Here is a 19,914-nt window from a genome sequence, read left to right as displayed (position 1 = left end):
GGTGAGACAGGTTCGGTATGACCTGAATGTTTGAGTGACTCATGCAAAACGATAAAAATAGTGCAGAAAATATGTCGTCTGTTGCCCAGTTAAATAAAACTGAGCAAGCTGCGATGATGCCTAACAAAGACATGCATGAAGAAGCTATGCCTGAGTTTGCTAATTCCGACATCACTACCGATTTCGACACCAACGCCGATTCAGACATCAATACTGATTATGAAGCCGCATTAACCCAAATTGGTAATGAACTAAAAAAAGCCTATAAAAACAAAGAAGGATTCGATCAGGCCCAGCAGGATGCCGATCAGGCTCTGAAAGATAATAAAATTGTGTTAAATAAGCGTTTTGTGCTCGAATCCACCTTGGGGGCTGGTGGAATGGGGACGGTTTATAAAGCTCAGGATTTACGCAAGGTCGAAGCCAGTGATACTAACCCTTATGTTGCGGTTAAAGTGTTAAATAGTGATTTCCGCAATCACCCCGATGCTTTTATTTCTTTGCAAAGAGAAGCCAGTCGATCACATATATTGTCTCATCCTAATATTGTCACAGTGCATGACTTTGATCGAGATGGCAATACCATTTTCATGACGATGGAATTACTGGCAGGAGAAGATCTTGATACCTTGTTAAAAAAACATAAAGGGGTCGGGTTGCCTAAAGAGCGAGCTTTAAAAATTTTAAGTGAATTTTGTCAGGCTTTAGTTTTCGCACACGAAAAAGGCATCATTCACTCTGATTTAAAACCAGCCAACATATTTATTACAGATGATCAGGCTAAAGTGCTCGATTTTGGTATCGCTAGGCTGGCATCTGAATCGAAGTATCAAGATCATTTTGATGCGGGCACAATTCGAGCGCTTACGCCAGAGTATGCCAGTTTAGAAATGTTGGCCAATCAACCGCCACATATGAGTGATGATGTGTATGCTGCCGCAATTATTACCTATGAATTGCTGACCGGTACTCACCCTTACCAACGGAAAACGGCCGCTGCCGCGCAATCAATGGGATTAAAACCCAAACGAATTCCAGGGTTGAGTCGCCGCCAATGGAGAGCGTTGTCTCAAGCACTGGCACTAAAACGTAGTGAGCGAACTCAATCGATCGATGCTTTTAATCAGGCATTAACCGTGAAGCCCCGATTACCAGTTTTTAAAGTTGCCAGCTTTTTGTTATTAAGCATATTATTCTGGTTTGCATATTCTCAGTATTTTGTCCCGGACGAATTGACTCGATTCATCGATCAATCAATGAATAAGGCACAAAACTGTTATCACACAGAAGATTTTCAATGTGCCATTGATAGTAGTTTGGATATTTTAAAAGTGGAACCGAATCATGTTAGTGCGGTCAATTTATTGGCTAGAGCACAAAAAGCACAACTGGCTTTTGTACAACAACAACAAATAGATGAGGCGCTAAGCGCTGCTGAGTTGTGCGTGTCACAAAAGAATTTTAACTGTGTTTTAGAACAAACTCGGCGAGTATTAGCGATTGATCGTCACCATGTTTTGGCGTTAGCGCTAGCTGATAAAGCCGATAAAGCCATTGTGGCAGAACAACAACGTATATTGCAAATTGACAAGGCTTATACTGAAAATATGCAAAAAGCCACTCGTTGTTTCGAAGCAAAAGACTATCTTTGTTCGCAAAAGTACGCCACTTTAGCATCAGAAAATAAGCCAGATGATACCTCGGCCAAGTCGTTACTAGAAAACTCTGGGTATGCACTACGGCAGCAACAAGAGAATTTAAAGAAAGCAGATAAAATTTTGCTCGATGGATTACGTTGTTTTAAAAAGCTTGATTATAGCTGTGCGATTGCCAAGTCTGAATCTGCTCTGGAATTTGTACCTGGACATCGTGCGGCGCTAAAACTTAAACTCGATGCCAGTGATGCATTGGCTAATGTAAAAGAAACCATCGAAATTCAATAAGTCAGAGGAGCAAGTTTCGTGAGTGTTGTAAAAAATTATTTGATTACTGGCAGTGTTGTATTTTTTATGGTGACTGCGGGGTTAGGCTGTAGTGTTAGTAATAAACGTTTAAAACAAATCGGTGCGGTCGTGGTCATCGGGCTTGCAGCCAAGTTAATTTACGACATGGTAATTGATTCAGAATCGACGCAAACCACTAATGAAGAGAACGTGATTTCTAAATATAAAGCAGCTCATTTTACTTTGCCTCCACAGCCGCTGCTTGTATCTTACCAATCGAATATTAAACCCGGTGAAGTGGTAAAAGCAGGTAATGATATTTCTGTTGTTTCATCGCTTGAAGTGGTGCCGGGCACTTCAACTCGTCAGGTGGATATTAAAGAAAAGATTATTATTTTTGATAATGAAGATCACACCAAAGAACTGAAGAGCCTGACTAAAATGGTAAATAAAGAAACCCGAGCTGGTGGTATTTTTAAAAATCAATTTACCTTTAAATTACCCAAAGGAATGCCACAAGGTGTCTATCCAATCAAAACATTGGTTTATGTTAATGGCAAAGCGTTTGCACCAAATGATAATCGCATGCAGTTAGTCATGAATGAGGCCGACACACAATCACTGCTTGAGGTGAGCGTGGCACCTTAAGTTACTAACCTTAGTCATCGGCTTGCATGGATAACTTTTGCGATATTATTATCAGCAACATCAATAGAGCACAGTAAGGTATTTGCCTAAAAAGCTGTGCTACTGCGCTTAAATTCTGGTGGTTTAGTAGCAAAATTTGTCTGATGTCACTGGTTTTGCGCCGATTTTGCGTTGCAATCTATTATTAAGCCCCGTATAATCGCGCCTCTTGACCAAACTCCGTTGATTGTTTTATGAACAGTGAGCAGAGTTTAATTTTAAAAACTGACCTAACTCCTTGTTACTTGGTTGATTTTATCAAAATGATTGATGCAAGTGACTGGAAACCGTGAGGAGATCTTAATGCGACACTACGAAATCGTATTTCTGGTGCATCCCGATCAAAGTGATCAGGTTTCAGCAATGATCGAAAGATACAGTGCTGTTGTTACTGAAGCTGGTGGAACTATTCACCGACTTGAAGATTGGGGACGCCGTCAAATGGCTTATGCTATTAGCAATGTCCACAAAGCTCATTATGTATTAATGAATGTAGAGTGTGAATTTTCAGCGATTGAAGAATTGGAAAATTTATTCCGTTTTAATGACGCTGTACTACGTAACCTAGTTATCAAAAAGAAATCAGCAATTACTGAAGCCTCGCCTATGGCTAGAGCAAAAGAAGAAGCGGCCAAAAACTTTGACGCTCCTGAGAGAGGCACGAACAGCAACGATGATTCATCTGATGAAGTTGAAGACGACGTTGAAGAGTCAGTAGAAGATTAAGGGGAGAGCTAATATGTCAAGACATTTCAGACGTCGCAAATACTGCCGTTTCACTGCCGAAGGCACAAGTGAAATTGATTACAAAGATTTGGCTACATTAAAAAGCTATATCACTGAAACTGGTAAAATTGTTCCTAGTCGTATCACTGGAACTCGCTCAAAATATCAGCGCCAGCTTTCTACAGCAGTCAAGCGTGCACGTTATCTGGCATTATTGCCATATTCAGACGCGCATAAATAAGCAACGATTAACGAATAAGAGGAAAGACTAATGCAAGTCATTCTACTTGAAAAAATCCGTAATCTTGGCGAACTGGGTGATAGCGTTACTGTAGCAAATGGTTATGGTCGTAACTTCCTGCTCCCTAGAGGTAAAGCGGTTCCTGCAACTAAGGATAACCTGGAAAAATTTGAAGCTCGCCGAGCTGATCTTGAGAAAAAAGCAGCTGATGAATTAGCGGCTGCGCAAGCAAGAGCCAATCAGTTTGCTGACGCAACAATTACGATTGAAGCGCATGCTGGTGATGAAGGTAAGTTATTTGGCTCTGTTGGAACTAAAGATATTGCCGATGCTGCAACTGCTGCGGGTATTAAACTTGAAAAGCAAGAAGTTCGTTTACCAAATGGCGCAATTCGTCAAACTGGTGAATTTGAAGTTGCGATTCACTTACATACTGACGTTGATGCCGCTTTAAAACTGATTGTTGTTGCACAAGAAGGCTAACAACTGCAGTTTTTAATTGAAAAAACTGTTCAATATCAAATTGGTATTGCAGCTAGTCAACACAGATGACACAATGAAACACCTTGAGCTTTGGTTCAAGGTGTTTTTTTATTTTAATTTTGGCAACTTGCGATGTCTGTCTAATTCAAGTGGAAGTTAATCATGTTTGATGATTTGCCTGTCAAAAATATCAAAATGCCCCCCAATTCACTCGAAGCCGAACAATCGGTTTTAGGTGGCTTGCTGCTAGATAATGAGGCTTGGGAAAAAGTTGGTGAGAAACTGGTCGCAGAAGATTTTTATCGAAAAGATCATCGACTAATTTATCGGGCATTAAGATATCTGGCTGAAAACGGCCGGCCAATGGATGTGGTGACCTTACATGAGTTTCTTGAACAGGAAGGTGAGTCAGATGAAGTAGGTGGATTGGCCTATATTGCTGAGCTGGCTAAAAACACTCCAAGTGCGGCCAATATAAGTGCATATGCCGATATAGTCAGAGAAAGAGCTGTTCTTCGTGAAATGATCTCGGTTGCTAATGAGATTGCAGATGCGGCTTATTTTCCCAAAGGTCGAAACTCAGATGAATTGCTTGATTTAGCTGAATCACGCGTTTTTAAAATAGCTGAAAACAGACAAAATAATGATGGTGGGCTAAAAATTGCCTCTACCTTTCTTGATGAGACTCTTGATCGAGTGCAATATGCGGTCGACTCTAAAGGTGGTATCACTGGGCTAAGTACTGGATTTACTGATCTGGATGCAAAAACTAACGGTTTACAAAAAACCGATTTATTAATTGTCGCGGGTCGTCCAGCAATGGGAAAAACAACCTTTGCTATGAATATAGCCGAGCATGCCTCTATTCATGGTGGTAAACCGGTTCTAGTCTTTAGTATGGAGATGCCGGCAAACCAGTTATTAATGCGTTCATTTGCATCAATTGGTGGAATTGATGCGACTCGGTTGCGTACTGGGGCATTAGATGACAGAGATTGGGATAACTTGTCAGTCGCGACTAATATACTTAAAAATAATTGTAAAATGTTTATCGATGATTCTGCTGGGTTAACCCCAAATGAAGTCAGAGCTCGCTCTCGGCGCATTGTGCGTGAGCATGGTGATATCAGTTTAATCGTAATCGATTATTTACAATTAATGACAGTACCTGGGTTAAGCGATAATCGAACCCAGGAAATATCAGAGATTTCTAGGTCGTTAAAAGCGCTGGCAAAAGAATTAAAAGTGCCGGTAATCGCACTGTCTCAGTTAAATCGCTCACTTGAGCAACGGGCTGATCGTCGACCGGTTATGTCTGACTTACGTGAATCAGGCGCAATTGAGCAAGATGCGGATATCATCATGTTTGTCTACCGTGACGAAGTTTATAACAAAGAATCTGAACGTAAAGGAACGGCTGAAGTTATTATTGGTAAGCAACGGAATGGTCCAATTGGAACGGTAAACTTAGCTTTTCAGGGACACTTTAACCGGTTTGCTAATTTGGCTGCGCCGTTTGAAAATGAATATTAATTTCGTTAGGCTTTATTCATGGTGAACTTTCATCGTGTCGCTTTTTTATTTTAGCAATACAAATTTTAAGTAGCTTCAAATTTTAGGTAAATCAGTTTTGAGAAGTGTATGCGTTCGACTCGGGCTATTATCAATTTAAATGCAATTGAGCACAATATTTCTATAGTTAAGCAGCTAGCGCCGGGCTGTAAAATTATGGCCGTGGTTAAAGCGGATGCATATGGTCACGGCATAGTTCAAGTGACTAGTCACCTCTCTCAAATCGATGCAATTGCTGTCGCATGTATGGATGAGGCAATTACCCTAAGAAACGCCGGAATCACTCAACCTATTATACTGCTAGAAGGTTTTTTTAGTGACGATGAGTTGGCTCAAATTATTGAATATAATTTACAAACAGTAGTTCATCATGAAGCGCAAGTGATTGCATTGGAAAAACTTGCGCAAAAATATGCGACAGATACGACTAGGTTAGACATAAACGAAGTGGCTAAACCAAATCATCCACAATTTCAATTAATTGTGTGGCTCAAGTTTGATTCGGGAATGCATCGCCTGGGGTTTGATGATGCTGGCTTTATTGATGCTTATCAGCGATTGCAAGGCTTGGGATTTATTTCGACGATAAATCCAATGTCTCATCTGGCATGTGCAGATGATATTCAAAACCCAATGAGTCAACGACAAATTCAGCTTTTTAATCAGGTTACTACCAACATAACTGGTGAACGCTCAATGGCAAATTCGGCAGGCGTTATTGCTTGGCCTGAAAGTCATTATCAATGGATTCGGCCAGGAATTATACTATACGGTTGCTCCCCTATGATTGGCTTGACAGGTAGCGATCATCAGTTGATACCAGTGATGATGCTAGCTTCACAACTATTTGCTATTAAATCAATAAAACCTGGCGATCAGGTTGGTTATGGCTCGGCATGGACGGCAACTAGAGAAACTTTAATTGGTGTCATTGCGATAGGTTATGGTGATGGTTATCCTCGGCATGCAAAAGAAGGTACGCCTGTTTCAATCAACGGTAAAACCTATCCTTTGGTGGGTAAAGTTTCGATGGATATGATCACAGTTGATTTGGGGGAAGATTTTTCTGGAAAAATTGGTGATGAAGTCGTTTTATGGGGCGATGAACTACCTGTTGAAACGATTGCACAACATGCCGATACTATTCCCTATACGCTATTATGTGGTGTGACTTCGCGAGTTAAATTTGTTTGGAATAATTAAGTAAGCTCGAAAAATTATTTGCTTGATTATTTTGTATTTTGCCATTGTTAACTCTTCAGCAATACGCTTTAGTCAAACAACCTTTTGGTCATACATCAATAAAAACTGTTTAAGATTTTTTGAATAGTACCTGCCGTTGTAATTATTCAGTGATTAAGCAAGTCTTTAATATAATGAGTGATAATTCCTGACTTAACCTTGAATTATTTGTATATTTTTGGACTTTGCAGAAAAAATTGAGCTAATATTAGACTAATGCCTAAAAAACACTTCTAAATCAAAATTTTATAAGCTGTTAAAAAATCATTAAAACAAGGGGTAGATTATGCAATTAACCGTAAATAGTCGGCTAATAGGTGGTGCCGTATTATTTGTATTACTGTTAATTTTGTTTGTTTTAACCAGTTTTCGAAGTATTCATTTAATTGAAAAAGATCTGGTCCGCTTAAGTGAAAAAACAACACCGATGTTAATTGCTGGTAGCGAAAACTTATCATCCTTGTTGAAGTCTATGGTGGAAGTGAATCGATATTATCAAGCCACTGAAATTGCTGAATTACCTGTTTTTGAAAATAATTATCAAAAATGGATGAAAAATAATGATATGTCAAATCAGCAGTTACTTGAGTTTAGTCAAAATTTTCCAGATATTCTTAATTCGTTAAACCAAGGATTAGCGAGTGAAAAAAAATTTGCTGAATCGGCCAAATTAGTTTTTCAAACGCATCGCGAAGATCTTCAATTAGCTGAGCAGATTCAATCTCAGAAAAAAATACTCGAAACGGTTGCTGACGAACTTGACTCGCTATTGTTTGACTTTGGTGAAAGTACTGAGTCAACTCAACTTAATACCCTGTTGCTCTCAATTTCAAATCAAGTAAAAGAAATATCGGTCAACATTGTTGATACATTGCTTGTTAGAGAATCAACAAAAGTCAGCTCAGTCAAGCAAACGATCTCTATGATGCAAAAGGAGTTAATGACAAAGAGCCAAGCACTTGCAGCAATGAACGAAGAATTAGTCAATGAATACCGAAAGCCGGTATTAAAAGCAATTGAACAGCTCAATCCTATTATCAATGGACAACAAAGTTTATTAGTACTACATCAAAAACGTTTAAGAGTAAAAGGCGAGTCTCAAGTACAAGTTAAACAACTTGATGATGAAGCTGAACAAGCAAAAGCTCATATGAATAACTTATTTATCAAAGTTAAAAATATGACTCAGGAAGTCACAGATGATGCAGTAAAACAAGTTAACACTACTCGAAATTTACTCATGCTATTTACAGTCCTTGCAATAGTTATTGCTATTGGTGTTAACCTCTGGATTTTAAAAAGTGTGACGAATCCAATTAATGATGTGTTGGCTGTCGTCGGTAAAGTTTCACAAGGCGATTTAACGCAACACGCAAGAGTTTTTCATCAGGATGAATTAGGTAAACTTTCAGATGGTGTTAATCAATTGGTAACGGCGCTTAGTTCAACACTCAAGCAAATTGAAAATAGCGCTTTGCAATTGACAGCATCGGCTGAGCAAACAACTGTTATATCTAAACAAAGCCATGAAAATATCCACTATCAAAAAGAACAGACCGATATGATTGCAACCGCTATGACGCAAATGAATGCAACCGTATCTGATGTTGCCAATAGTGCTAACCATACGTTAATAGAAGTTCAAAAAGCAAACCAGCAGGCTGCTGAAGGCCGAGCTATCGTTGAGCAAAGTATTGACTCAATTAATCGACTTGCACAAGAAATTGAAAATGCAGCTTCAGTTATACAACGACTTAATCAATACAGTACCAATATTGGCTCAGTACTTGATGTTATACGAGGTATTGCCGAGCAGACTAACTTATTGGCGCTAAATGCGGCAATAGAAGCAGCCAGAGCTGGCGAACAGGGCAGAGGATTTGCGGTAGTGGCTGATGAAGTTAGAGAGCTGGCGAGTAAGACACAAGCCTCGACTTCTGAAATTCAAGAAATGATAGAGCGTTTGCAAGTCGGCACGCAAGAGGCGGTAAAAGTGATGCAGTTGAGCCAAACTGAAGCACAGTTAAGCGTTGAAAAAACAGCAAGAGCTGGAGACTCAATTGCTAAAATAACTTCGGCCGTTAGCGTAATTAATGATATGAGTACCCATATTGCCAGTGCTGCAGAAGAACAAAATTCGGTTTCTCAAGAAATGCATCAAAATATTTCGGCAATTTCTGAAATGGCAGATAAGACGGCGCAGGGGGCTGCAGAAAACTTAACTGCAAGTAGCGCATTAGCTGAACTGGCAGATGCGCTGCAAAAATTGGTCAGTCGCTTCAAGTTAATCTAAAACTGAACCTGAATCAGCATTATTTTTTAATGATGGTGGCTATGGCTTTTTATAGGTTTCAGTGTCAGTATTTTCACTTATTGATAATCATAAAAATATCTGAGTTTTAGAAAGAATTCAGGTGCTCTGCTAAAAAATTCTTGTGAATTGAGTCGGTTTAATCCTGCTTTCAGGTGGGCGCTAATAACTTGCTATTTTAAACTTGTCTTAATGAATTTTTTATAATGTAGAATTTTTATGCTGATTTTTTCAAGTATTATTTAAGTGCTGAAAAATATGTTGGCAATATTTTTTGAGAATATTTTTCACAAATTATATAATACCTCTTCATCAAATACGCCTTGCTGAATCGATTTTCACAGAACTTTAAAGAGTTATAAATGGCCTCTAACGGTTTGTTAAATAGAAAAAATTAGATTACCCTCATGATGGATGTGATTGTCAAATAATGCTCATTAAATTCAATTGCTTACTATTTGTTTGTGTTTTTAAGGGGATAAAAGGGTATTAAATACCTATAAGTGAATTAAACTCCCCTAAAGGCTCAATTTTGATTTCTAATTAAATATCTTTAAGCATAAATATTGTATCTTCATTAAAACCTTTGCTTTTATAAATTTTTCGCGCAAGCTGATTTGATGAAAAAACATTTAAACTTATTTGCGCTATATCCAATTTCTTAGCCAAATCTTCGGAATATTCAAGTAGCTTGGAACCTATGCCTTTCCCACCTTTATCTCTGGCAACTGCTATTATAGAAATATGCATTAGAGGATTTTGGTTAAAAAAATCAGTCCTTTGTTCCAAAAATAATATACCTACTACTGTTGACTCTTCCTCGGCAACAAATAAATGTTGATTAGGTTTAGGGCATGAAAAATAGCTATCAAGTGTTTTCATATCTTCCGATGTTATTTCTTCACATGTTCGCCACGATGGTGTTTTGAAATCAGATAATCTCTCACAAATTTTCAATACATTATTCTTATCACTTGCAATTGCTTTTCTGATATTCATATGTTGACCCTTATTTCTCTACTAGAGCCATAAATCATTTCTTGGTGCTCAACATATTTTGGCATTTCAAGGAGAAACTCGTCATCCCTTTTGTAGTATTTAGTCAACTGATAATTTTCACCTGCGAAACATGTAATTGGGTCAACAGATTCCCAAAAAGTTAATGTTGTAACATAAAGCTTATCGCCTCTTTCTTCCAGTGTTAAAAATGCACCTTGATTATCTTTTGTAGTGTTATATTCAGCAAAACCTGTTTGCATAATGTAATTTATATATTCCTCTCGTTTATGTATTGGAATAGGTGCTGTCCATTTTCTAATAATCATCTTTTTACCTCACTTGCCGAAAGCTGTTCTTGAAGTGATTTGGTTTTTTTTGTTTGAACTTCACCTGTATGTAAAGTCGATTTTGATTCAATGAGCATGATCCAACAAGAACTTGTCACAGCAACTGGATTGTGCGGTGTGCCTTTAGGCACAACATGAAAGTCCCCTTCTTTCAGGTTGACAATATGGTTTTCATATTCAATGTACATTTCGCCTTTAATGATGAAAAATGCTTCATCTTCTTGTTCATGTGTGTGCCATACCAGTTGACCTTCAATTTTTGCTATTTTAACGTATTGGTCATTCACTGAAGCTATGACTTGTGGAGACCAATGTTCAGTTAGTGATTCCGCAAGTTCATAAATATTATTAACATTCATTCGAACTCCTTATTTTTGATACTGTAAGTGCTACAAATCTTTGAAAACCAAATTTTTGTATTATCAGGTAAATTGTTGACTTCAAAATGAAGACTTGTGGTTAGTAGCCATTGCAAACTGCCAAATACAATAAAGTCAGGATACAGTGGACATTCGCCTCCAATGAATTCAGTTTTTATTAAATGTTTTTCAAGTAGGTTGAGTTTTACTAGAAAACTCTCTTTGGCAAGCTCGAAGCTTTCTTCTTGAACAATTTCTAGATTTTTACCGAAAAAACTTTCGCGTGTTTCTCGAAAGTAGGTTCTATCTTTATCTTGTAAATGACTATATATATCTGCAATAGCCATTCTTGCTATATCAGGATGTAATGAGCTTGCCCATGCTTCGATGAACATTGAAAGAGCACGTCCTTCATTGGATTTAAATAATGAAGGCTTTGCAGGATAGGCAGCTTCTAAATATTCAATTATATTAAAAGAATCGTTAATGTTTATTTTATCATCACAGAGAACAGGTACTGTCTTAAATGTACCATCATGTATTTTTGTTATGTCAGTGAAAGCTGTTTCTACGCTAGAAAATTTCAGTTGCTTATGTAAAAGAGCTAAACGTACACGCCAACAATAGGGGCTAAAAATAACGCTATTCTTACCTGATAATTCATACAATTTGATCATGATAATTACTCTTTGCTTTGTTGCTTTGTTGCTTTGTAGTTATCTTATTTTGGTTGAATAGGAAACTAGATGCCTTTTCGTTTACTGTTGGTTTTGTGTTGATCTTTTTAGCTATTTCTAATGCTTTAATCGTTGCAGGTCTCTCACTAACCGCCAATAGCCAACGTTCTAGGTGTTTAAACTTTGATATATCTTGTTTTTGATATTCATGAATCCTTACCCAAGGAAAGCAAGCTATATCTGCAATAGAATAGAAGTTACCCGCTAGATATTCATTAGAGGATAATTGATGGTCCATAACACTATATAGGCGGCTAGTTTCATTTTGATAACGTTTTATTGCATAAGGTATTTCTTCTGATGCATAGTGGCTAAAATGATGATTTTGCCCTGCCATTGGCCCTAGTCCAGCAACTTGCCAAGTCAACCATTGAATTACTTTATATTTGTCTTCAATCGTGCTTCCTATTAATTTCCCTGTTTTCTCAGCTAAATATTGTAGAATTGCACCAGACTCAAAAATCTTTATGCTCTTAGTAGAATTTATTGGTGAGTTATCTACTATTGCTGGGATCCTTTGATTTGGACTGATTAATGAAAAAACTTTTGAAAATTGTTCTCCTTCACTGATATTAATTGTGTGAATGTTGTACTCCAGTTGTAACTCTTCAAGCATTATTGCGGCTTTGTGACCATTGGGTGTCGTCCAGTAATATAAATCGATCATATGTACCTCGATTGTTTTAGGTGAATAGGTTAGATGTGTTATCTAGGGTTTGTTTTATTAACAAAATGCCGAAAATAAAAAATAATAAAGCGGATACTTTGTTAAAGGTTTGAGTAAACTTTTGAAGGTCAATTGATTTCGCCAAATGTCTAAAAGTACATACATAAAGACTATGTACAATAATCACATTGGTTGAGAATATTAGTGAAAGCAGAATAGGTCGTTGATAGTTAATCGCTTTAGTATCTAGATATAAAGGAAATATAAAAATGAAAAATGCGAGGGCCTTAGGGTTTAATAAACTGATTAATATTCCGCTTAGAAATGAATTATGGCGAGACTCATTTTTTAAATCATTCTTAGCAATTTTTTGCAAGCTACTAAATGATAAATAGAAAAAGTATAGTGATCCAATAACACTCGTTATAAGAAAAGCAAAATCCATTACGTTTGCAGCAAAAACAAGTAGTATTGTCGCAAGAGTTGCTATAAAAAGAATTCCTGTCGCTACACCCAAGATTCCTCGAAAAGTCTCGGATAACTTATGATTCAGAGTATTTTGGACTGTGAATAATATCGCAGGACCTGGACTTGAGACAGTTATCAAGGACAGGATAAAAAAGCTTATTAAGTAGGTATTCATGCTTACTCCATGTAGTTTACGCGATAAGTTTATCTTGCTACTATCAAGTGATTAATAGTGTTTTGGTATTAACAGTTTTAACTGAGGGTTCATAATGGATAGGATGCGAGCAATTGATATTTTTATCGCAGTATGTCGAGAAAAGAGCTTTTCTAAAGTTGCCAACCAATTTGATATTTCACCTGCTATGGTAAGTAAATATGTTAATTTTCTTGAAAAAGATGTGAATATAAAGCTTTTAAGCAGAAGTACACGAGGGCAAAAGTTAACTGAAGCAGGTATATTATATTTAAGCAATGCCGAAAAACTGTCTGCTCAGTATCAACAGCTAAAGCATGAAATGGAATATTTCTCAGGAGAGCCACAAGGGCGTATAAAGATAAATGCCCCAGTAACCTATGGAACCTATCAACTTACACACAGAATTAGTGTGTTTATAGAAAAGTACCCAGATATTCAGATTGATCTAGAGCTTTCAGATTCGTTATCTGATGTTTTTTTGGACGATTTTGATATGATCTTCAGAATTGGTGATTTGCAAGATGCTTCTTACATTTCTAAAAAAGTCGATGAACAACAATTAATATTTTGTGCCTCACCTCAATACCTAGGTAAGTTTGGTGTACCTGATAATATTAGTGATCTTGAAGAGCATTTATTTTTAGGGTTCAAAGCTTGGCAATCGCATTCTCGGTTGAAAAGAGAGTTTGACATAGATTCACTGCGGATTAACGATAGTAAATTTGTTTGCAATAGTGGTAACTGTCTCAGGGTTGCTGCGTGTCAAGGTCAAGGAATAATTCTTCAACCATTTTCTTTGCTTAAAGAGAATATTGAAAATTCTACTTTAGTTAGAATCCTTGTAGGACAAGAGCCAAAACCTCGACCAGTTCACTTATTGTATCCCGCTAAAAAACAATTACCGCTTAAAGTAAGGTTATTTATTGATTTTATCGCTAACTATCAAAGGTAAAAATGTTGGTAGTGTTTTAGTTGAGGATATTGCTTCACTAGAGTTACTATCGGTCCAATCATAGTCTCTCTTTTCTTTTGTTTAATCCCATCATAAACCGTATAATTGGATAGTGTTTAAGTTCTTTCTCAAACACTTTTAGCTATTTTTATATTTCTGGAATTACACCTAATTATATGATTTCTCATAGATTATCTTGTGCGCCCATGCTCGACTGGACAGACAAAAAATACAGAGCCCAAGTATTAAAGGCTCTGAGAGAGTTTTAGTTTTATTTGGATCACTATAGGATCCCCAAGGATCAATAAATGTCAAAAAACGTCAATAAATAACAAAGAATGAGTGAAGTGATAAATGCTTATAAAACAGGCAGATACAAGTGAAATTAAGTAGTTCGATAGATAGAAAAATTTCGATTGCCCCCATGATGGAGTGGACCGATCGTCACGATCGTTTTTTCTTGCGCCTAATTTCTCGGCAGGTGTTGCTATATACCGAAATGGTAACTACCGGGGCAATTTTACATGGTCAGGCAGAAAAGTACTTACAATTTAGTCCACAGGAGCACCCGGTTGCTGTTCAGTTAGGGGGGAGTGACCCGGCTGCATTAGCGCAGTGCGCGCGCATATGTGAAGATTTTGGTTACGACGAAATTAATTTAAATGTCGGTTGTCCATCTGACCGAGTTCAGTCAGGAAAAATAGGTGCTTGTTTAATGGCTGAACCGGATTTAGTTGGTGAGTGTGTCGCAGCGATGCAGCAACAGGTTAAAATTCCTGTGACGGTAAAACATCGAATTGGTATTGATGATATGGATAGTTACGCGTTTTTACACACTTTTGTCAATACAGTTGCTTCGGCTGGTTGCAAAACATTTATTGTTCATGCTCGTAAGGCTGTTTTATCAGGGTTGAGTCCTAAACAGAATCGAGAAATTCCACCATTAATCTATTCTCACGTCTATCAGTTAAAAAAAGATAATCCACATTTAGAAATTATTATTAATGGTGGAATTACTTCTCTGGACACCGCTGAGGAGCATTTACAACACGTTGATGGAGTGATGATCGGGCGAGAAGCTTATCATAATCCATTTATTTTAGCGCAAGTTGACCAACGCTTTTATCAATCAGATGTTCCCATACAGACCCGGTTAGATATTGTTACAAAATTATTACCCTATATAGAGCAAGAACTAGCCAATGGCCAACGATTGCAACATATTTCAAGACATATTCTGGGGCTGTTTCATGCGCAACCTCGTGGCAAACTTTGGCGACGTTATTTAAGTGAAAACTCTCACCAAGCCAACGCTGGTATTAATGTAATTGAAGATGCATTAAAGCAGGTAATCGGTTAAATAATTTATTAGGTCACTGGTTTTTCATTTTAGCTTTTCAATCCTTGTTTTAAGCAAAAATTGAATTGTGTTTTTCACCACTTTTTAGTGAAAAGTATAATTTTACCACTTTAGCCTTGCAACGAGTTGCTTCTCTTAATTATCAATCAGTCGCTTTAGTCTTTTGTATTTAAAGGATTTTATTTTTTTATTTTTGGGTTGGCACGATCTGTGAAAGTGTCTTTGCAAGCAATCATTAAATATTAAAAATTTAATTAGATTACTCAACGTGACCGTGTGCAATTACAGAGAGGAAGCCAATGAGCGTATTTAGACGATTTTCAGATATTATAAACAGCAATATTTCGGCGATGTTAGACAAAGCTGAAAATCCAGAAAAAATGGTTAAACTGATCATTTCTGAAATGGAAAATACTTTGTTTGAAGCCCGACGCGAATGTGCCAAAGTTATCGCGGAACAAAAAGAAATGCTGCGCCAACTCACTAATATGCAGCAAGAAGCGCAGTTATGGCAACAACGGGCCGAGAAAGCACTATTAAAAGAACGTGATGATTTAGCCAAACAAGCACTGGCAGAAAAAAATCGCATTGAACAAGCCATCAATGCACAGCAAAAAGAATTATCCGCACTTGACAGCGCGCTACTTAGACTGGAGCAGGAAATCAGCCAATTACAAGCTAAGTTAAATGAAGCTGTTGCTCGTAAGAAGGCATTACTTGCCCGCCATCAGACGGTTAACTCGACAATTAAAATGCGTCAGCAATTTGAACATTCGGCGATTGATGAGGCGCTTGAACGCTTTGAAAACTTTGAAAGAAAAATGGACCAACTCGAAGCGCAGGTTGAAGCGATGGATTTTGGTCGCAATCAATCGCTAAGTGAACAAATTGACTCTTTAGAAAAAGAGGATGCGCTAGATAAAGAGTTAGCTGCTCTTAAACAAAAAATGCAGAGTAAAAACATTCAGACTGATACACCCACTACAGAAAAAGTGGATTAATAAACTAAGTTGTTGGTTTTAAAAGCTGTTGAAAAAATTGAATAAAATTTATTTTACAGCGTTTATCAATAGAATTTTTTTGGAGTCATAATCGTGAATAAATATACCCACTATCGTCGAGATTATTCGTATCGAGAAAAACCTGTTGCACGTAGTAAAATTATGGGCGTATGTGCTGGAATTGCACACCAAATGGACTGGGATGTCACCGGGGTGCGTGTGGTCGCTGTGATTGGATTGTTTGCTTTTACTGTACCAACGGTACTGGCCTATATTGTTGCGGGTGCACTGTTTTACTAATCGATGTCACTATTTCGAGCCATAATTTAGCTGGGTTAAATTATGGATTATTTAAGATTGTTAATCGTATTTAATGAATTTAAGGTATAACCTCTCTATGATGTTTTTACATGGTAGAGAGGTTTTTTTGAAAAGAGCAATCAAACTGCTTTTATCACTGTTATAATACTGGCCGCATTATCATCAATCAGCTTTATCATCGATTAGTTGTTTTCGATTAATAGACAAAAACGCATAACGAGGCCTAGATAATGAAACTCAAATTACTACTTTCGTTGCTAATATTAGCGACTAGTTTTGGCGAAATTTTAGCCAATAATTTCGCTGAGTCGAGTCAACAAAACCAAGCAACGACCACTGATTCGGCTCAGCTTGATTCTTCTATAAACGCAAAGGTTAAAGCACTCGATGAGAGTATAAAAACTTCTCAATCTCACAGCATAAAAGTTTCGAATGTGCACATGCCTGATGTACCAAAAGTGAGTCAAATGGCCGCCATCTATCTTACCTTAACTAATCTCAGTGAGCAGTCGGTTGAATTAATCGATGTCAATACACCCGTTGCTCACCACAGTATGATTCACCAATCGATAGAAGAAGATGGCGTAGCAAAAATGCGGCATCAGGATACTGTTCAAATTCCTGCGAATGGCAAACTTGAATTTGTACCAGGTGGTTATCATATAATGTTGATGGGCATTGATAAGCAATTAATTTCACAAACTTTTGAAGTGGAGTTAACTTTTGCCAATTTACAGACGTTGAAGTTCAAGGTTAAACCTTAAAGGGTAAAAAGCATGAAGTGGCAATTTTGGAAAAAAAATAATGATGGGCTAGAGGATATTTCAACTGGTTCAGGTGATGAGTCCGTTTTAGATAAAACCGCTTCGCTGCCCAAACTCATATTTTACAGCCTGCTGGCATTAATGATTATTTTATATTTCATTGGCGCCTATTGGAGTTCAGAACCTGAACCATTTGTTGTAGAAGACACCAATGCTTATCAGTTTGTTCAAGGAGAGAAAAAACTGATTGTTGGTTACACAACGGTTGCAACAACTGAAAAAATTGCCTCAACATTGCTTGATAAACCCGGTGGATATCTCAGCAATGATATTATGCCGCCTTCGGTGTTTTTAGATAATATTCCTTCATGGGAATTTGGTGTGTTGGTACAAGTGAGAGATATCGCTTTGGTATTGCGTAATCATATGAGTCGCTCCCAGTCTCAGTCGATGGAGAATAAGTATTTAAAGGAAGCAGAGCCTTTATTCAATAATGATCACACCTTATGGATGTGGCCTGATGCACAAAATAAATATCAAAAAGGTATTGAGAAACTCGCTGCTTATCGTAAGGAGTTGGGGCAGATAGATAACCCAGACGCTCAATTTTATACTCGTGCTGATAATTTAAATGCCTGGTTGATTTTGGTTGAAAAACGATTGGGTGGATTATCTCAGCGTTTAACCGCTTCAGTTGGTCAAGTGAGAATCAATACTGACTTATCTGGTGATGCGGCCGCCCACCAATCGACAGAGAATTCCTCACAATTGGTTGTAAAAACTCCTTGGCTGGAAATTGATAATATATTTTATGAGTCGCGTGGCGCCTGCTGGGCATTAATTCACCTGCTTAAAGCGATTGAAATTGATTTTGAAGCCGTGTTGGAAAAAAAGAATGCTAAAACCAGTTTGGCACAGATCATTCGTGAGCTAGAAGCAACTCAAGAGTCGATTTGGAGCCCAATTATACTAAATGGCAGTGGCTTTGGGCTATTAGCTAATCATTCTTTAGTAATGGCGTCATATATTAGCCGTGCAAATGCGGGACTGATTGATTTGCGTGAGCTATTAGCGAGAGGATAAGTTAAAAGTATAACCTTACCAATACAAGGGAGTACTTGAGAACTAAACAATGATGATATTTTCATTCGTCTTTAAACCATTTTTGCGCCTGCTACGTCTTAGGTACTAATGGTCATGAGTAAATCAGTAGGTTTTCGTTGCAATCAAATGTGAGTCGTTCAATTGATGAGCTTTCTGAATGGGTTTCCGCTGCAAAAGCTGGCAATAAACGCGCTTTTGAGCAGGTATATATACTCACTCATCGAAAGCTCTATCTGTATTGTTTAAGGTTGCTGGCTAAGCCTGAAGTCGCGGAAGAAATTCTTCAGGAAAGTTATGTTAAAGCTTGGCTTGCGCTGAAAGACTTTAGAAACGAGGGCGGTTTTTATAGCTGGATACGCCAGATTGCTTCTCGGTTAATGATTGATCATTTCAGGCTAAAAGAGTCTCGAGTTTGGCAAAATATAACGGATTTAGACGTTGAACTACCCGCAGCTTCATCTTCGGTTGAGCAAGCGATCGATATGGAAAACCAAATTCGACGATTACCACAAGGGGCTCGGTTGGTGTTGGTAATGCATGATTTAGAAGGATTTGCTCATAAAGAAATTGCGCAACTTACTGGGATTGCTGAAGGAACTTCCAAGGCTCAGTTATCTCGGGCTCGTCAGCTATTGCGTAATGCACTGACATCAAACCACCGCAATCAAACGCAGGACAATGAAGATCGGGAGGAATCATGACTGATCGAAGAATGAGTTCTCAAAATAATCAATCAGAACAGGCTGAAGTCTCAAATCTGTCGAATAAGCATGTTGCTGAAAATTTATTTATAGATGATGCAACATTGGCGGATTTTTATGCTCAATTGCCCGTGGAACAAGCGCCAGAGCGTGATTTATGGCCAGCGATAGAAAATAGACTTCAAGCACCGGTAACAAAGATTTACAATCGGCGCTGGATTCCTTTAGCGATTGCAGCTAGTTTACTGCTCAGTATTATGTCACTTGGTATAAGCTGGCAACATTTACAAAAAGCAGAACAAACATTAGCGCAGGCACAGTTAATCAAGCTGCAATATGCAAACGTTGAGCAAGCGACAACCGCCGATGTCAATACGCAAATAAAAGCGATGGAATTAGAATATCATGCCGCTAAATCGGCTTTATTAATGCAAATTGGTTTGAACCAATCACCGACAGAGCATAATTTGTTGGCTGAAGTTAGCGGTAATTTGATGATAATTGAACATGCCACACAGGAACTTAAAGCTGCTTTAGCTAAAAAACCTGCTGATCCGCTGTTGATTAATTTGTTGAATTCAACGTATCAGCAAGAACTGGCTGTGTTATCGAAATTGGTGAAGATTGCACAATCTTCCTAACGGATTCGGGTAGATAGCGAAAAAACAGAATCGGGTAAAATGGCCATGATAAAACCAGCTTACCTGGATGAAAGATTTTAATGATGAGGTAA

At 37.8% G+C, this 19,914-nt stretch carries 22 protein-coding genes; 16 read left to right on the top strand and 6 right to left on the bottom strand.

Annotated features, from left to right (window positions below; translation table 11 throughout):
• Positions 1–41 precede the first annotated feature (41 nt).
• The 8 genes from ABVT42_RS11215 to ABVT42_RS11180 all read left to right on the top strand — a co-directional run bounded on the left by ABVT42_RS11215 (position 42) and on the right by ABVT42_RS11180 (position 9,187).
• Entirely contained in the window at positions 42–1,943 is a 1,902-nt protein-coding gene (locus ABVT42_RS11215) for a serine/threonine protein kinase (RefSeq protein WP_353895699.1), read from the top strand.
• Between the two features lie 18 nt (positions 1,944–1,961).
• Positions 1,962–2,591 carry a hypothetical protein gene (locus ABVT42_RS11210; protein ID WP_353895700.1) on the top strand — a complete coding sequence of 210 codons (630 nt, stop codon included), beginning with the start codon at positions 1,962–1,964 and terminating at the stop codon, positions 2,589–2,591.
• A 342-nt stretch (positions 2,592–2,933) separates the two neighbouring features.
• Positions 2,934–3,356: a 30S ribosomal protein S6 gene (rpsF, locus tag ABVT42_RS11205; protein ID WP_353895701.1), complete on the top strand. Its 423-nt coding sequence runs from the start codon at positions 2,934–2,936 to the stop codon at positions 3,354–3,356.
• A 13-nt stretch (positions 3,357–3,369) separates the two neighbouring features.
• Complete coding sequence (gene rpsR, locus ABVT42_RS11200; protein WP_353895702.1) at positions 3,370–3,597, top strand: 30S ribosomal protein S18; 228 nt, start codon at positions 3,370–3,372, stop codon at positions 3,595–3,597.
• A gap of 30 nt (positions 3,598–3,627) precedes the next feature.
• Positions 3,628–4,080, top strand: a complete 453-nt coding sequence (rplI, locus tag ABVT42_RS11195) for a 50S ribosomal protein L9 (protein WP_353895703.1) — start codon at positions 3,628–3,630, stop codon at positions 4,078–4,080.
• 162 nt (positions 4,081–4,242) lie between these two features.
• Positions 4,243–5,613 carry a replicative DNA helicase gene (dnaB, locus tag ABVT42_RS11190; protein WP_353895704.1) on the top strand — a complete coding sequence of 457 codons (1,371 nt, stop codon included), beginning with the start codon at positions 4,243–4,245 and terminating at the stop codon, positions 5,611–5,613.
• A 108-nt stretch (positions 5,614–5,721) separates the two neighbouring features.
• Complete coding sequence (gene alr / locus ABVT42_RS11185; RefSeq protein WP_353895705.1) at positions 5,722–6,855, top strand: alanine racemase; 1,134 nt, start codon at positions 5,722–5,724, stop codon at positions 6,853–6,855.
• Positions 6,856–7,180: 325 nt separating this feature from the next.
• A complete protein-coding gene (locus ABVT42_RS11180; protein ID WP_353895706.1) occupies positions 7,181–9,187 on the top strand; it encodes a methyl-accepting chemotaxis protein in 2,007 nt (668 codons plus the stop codon).
• Positions 9,188–9,748: 561 nt separating this feature from the next.
• Here the strand turns inward: ABVT42_RS11180 and ABVT42_RS11175 are convergent.
• The 6 genes from ABVT42_RS11175 to ABVT42_RS11150 are packed head-to-tail and all read right to left on the bottom strand — an operon-like array spanning position 9,749 to position 12,957.
• Entirely contained in the window at positions 9,749–10,204 is a 456-nt protein-coding gene (locus ABVT42_RS11175; RefSeq protein WP_353895707.1) for a GNAT family N-acetyltransferase, read from the bottom strand.
• A complete protein-coding gene (locus ABVT42_RS11170) occupies positions 10,201–10,530 on the bottom strand; it encodes a hypothetical protein (RefSeq protein ID WP_353895708.1) in 330 nt (109 codons plus the stop codon). Before ABVT42_RS11170 ends, ABVT42_RS11175 begins: the two co-directional genes overlap by 4 nt.
• Positions 10,527–10,910 (bottom strand): cupin domain-containing protein, encoded by a 384-nt coding sequence (locus ABVT42_RS11165; RefSeq protein WP_353895709.1) that lies wholly within the window; start codon positions 10,908–10,910, stop codon positions 10,527–10,529. The genes ABVT42_RS11170 and ABVT42_RS11165 overlap by 4 nt, the downstream gene beginning before the upstream one ends.
• The gene (locus ABVT42_RS11160) at positions 10,907–11,587 is read right to left on the bottom strand and encodes a glutathione S-transferase N-terminal domain-containing protein (protein ID WP_353895710.1); all 681 of its coding nucleotides are present in this window, start codon (positions 11,585–11,587) and stop codon (positions 10,907–10,909) included. Before ABVT42_RS11160 ends, ABVT42_RS11165 begins: the two co-directional genes overlap by 4 nt.
• On the bottom strand, positions 11,571–12,314 hold the full coding sequence (locus tag ABVT42_RS11155) for a glutathione binding-like protein (RefSeq protein ID WP_353895711.1): 744 nt from the start codon (positions 12,312–12,314) through the stop codon (positions 11,571–11,573). Before ABVT42_RS11155 ends, ABVT42_RS11160 begins: the two co-directional genes overlap by 17 nt.
• Before the next feature lie 16 nt (positions 12,315–12,330).
• On the bottom strand, positions 12,331–12,957 hold the full coding sequence (locus ABVT42_RS11150) for a LysE family translocator (RefSeq protein WP_353895712.1): 627 nt from the start codon (positions 12,955–12,957) through the stop codon (positions 12,331–12,333).
• A 94-nt stretch (positions 12,958–13,051) separates the two neighbouring features.
• Here ABVT42_RS11150 and ABVT42_RS11145 point away from each other — a divergent pair, with 94 nt between their 5' ends.
• From ABVT42_RS11145 to ABVT42_RS11110, 8 genes are all read left to right on the top strand, one after another.
• Positions 13,052–13,930: a LysR substrate-binding domain-containing protein gene (locus ABVT42_RS11145; protein WP_353895713.1), complete on the top strand. Its 879-nt coding sequence runs from the start codon at positions 13,052–13,054 to the stop codon at positions 13,928–13,930.
• Positions 13,931–14,309: 379 nt separating this feature from the next.
• A complete protein-coding gene (gene dusA / locus ABVT42_RS11140) occupies positions 14,310–15,290 on the top strand; it encodes a tRNA dihydrouridine(20/20a) synthase DusA (protein WP_353895714.1) in 981 nt (326 codons plus the stop codon).
• 299 nt (positions 15,291–15,589) lie between these two features.
• Positions 15,590–16,291 (top strand): phage shock protein PspA, encoded by a 702-nt coding sequence (gene pspA, locus ABVT42_RS11135; protein WP_353895715.1) that lies wholly within the window; start codon positions 15,590–15,592, stop codon positions 16,289–16,291.
• Between the two features lie 93 nt (positions 16,292–16,384).
• Entirely contained in the window at positions 16,385–16,591 is a 207-nt protein-coding gene (locus ABVT42_RS11130) for a PspC domain-containing protein (RefSeq protein ID WP_353895716.1), read from the top strand.
• Between the two features lie 251 nt (positions 16,592–16,842).
• Entirely contained in the window at positions 16,843–17,376 is a 534-nt protein-coding gene (locus ABVT42_RS11125; protein ID WP_353895717.1) for a copper chaperone PCu(A)C, read from the top strand.
• Positions 17,377–17,388: 12 nt separating this feature from the next.
• The gene (locus ABVT42_RS11120; RefSeq protein WP_353895718.1) at positions 17,389–18,459 is read left to right on the top strand and encodes a DUF2333 family protein; all 1,071 of its coding nucleotides are present in this window, start codon (positions 17,389–17,391) and stop codon (positions 18,457–18,459) included.
• A gap of 149 nt (positions 18,460–18,608) precedes the next feature.
• Positions 18,609–19,181 (top strand): RNA polymerase sigma factor, encoded by a 573-nt coding sequence (locus ABVT42_RS11115; RefSeq protein WP_353895719.1) that lies wholly within the window; start codon positions 18,609–18,611, stop codon positions 19,179–19,181.
• Positions 19,178–19,822 (top strand): hypothetical protein, encoded by a 645-nt coding sequence (locus ABVT42_RS11110; protein WP_353895720.1) that lies wholly within the window; start codon positions 19,178–19,180, stop codon positions 19,820–19,822. Before ABVT42_RS11115 ends, ABVT42_RS11110 begins: the two co-directional genes overlap by 4 nt.
• The last annotated feature ends 92 nt before the right edge of the window (positions 19,823–19,914 follow it).

Origin of the sequence: Aliikangiella maris, from assembly GCF_040719265.1 — a bacterium.
GTDB lineage: Bacteria > Pseudomonadota > Gammaproteobacteria > Enterobacterales > Kangiellaceae > Aliikangiella > Aliikangiella maris.
The sequence above is the reverse complement of the archived record's forward strand: the minus strand, read 5'-3'. Positions and strand labels throughout refer to the sequence as shown.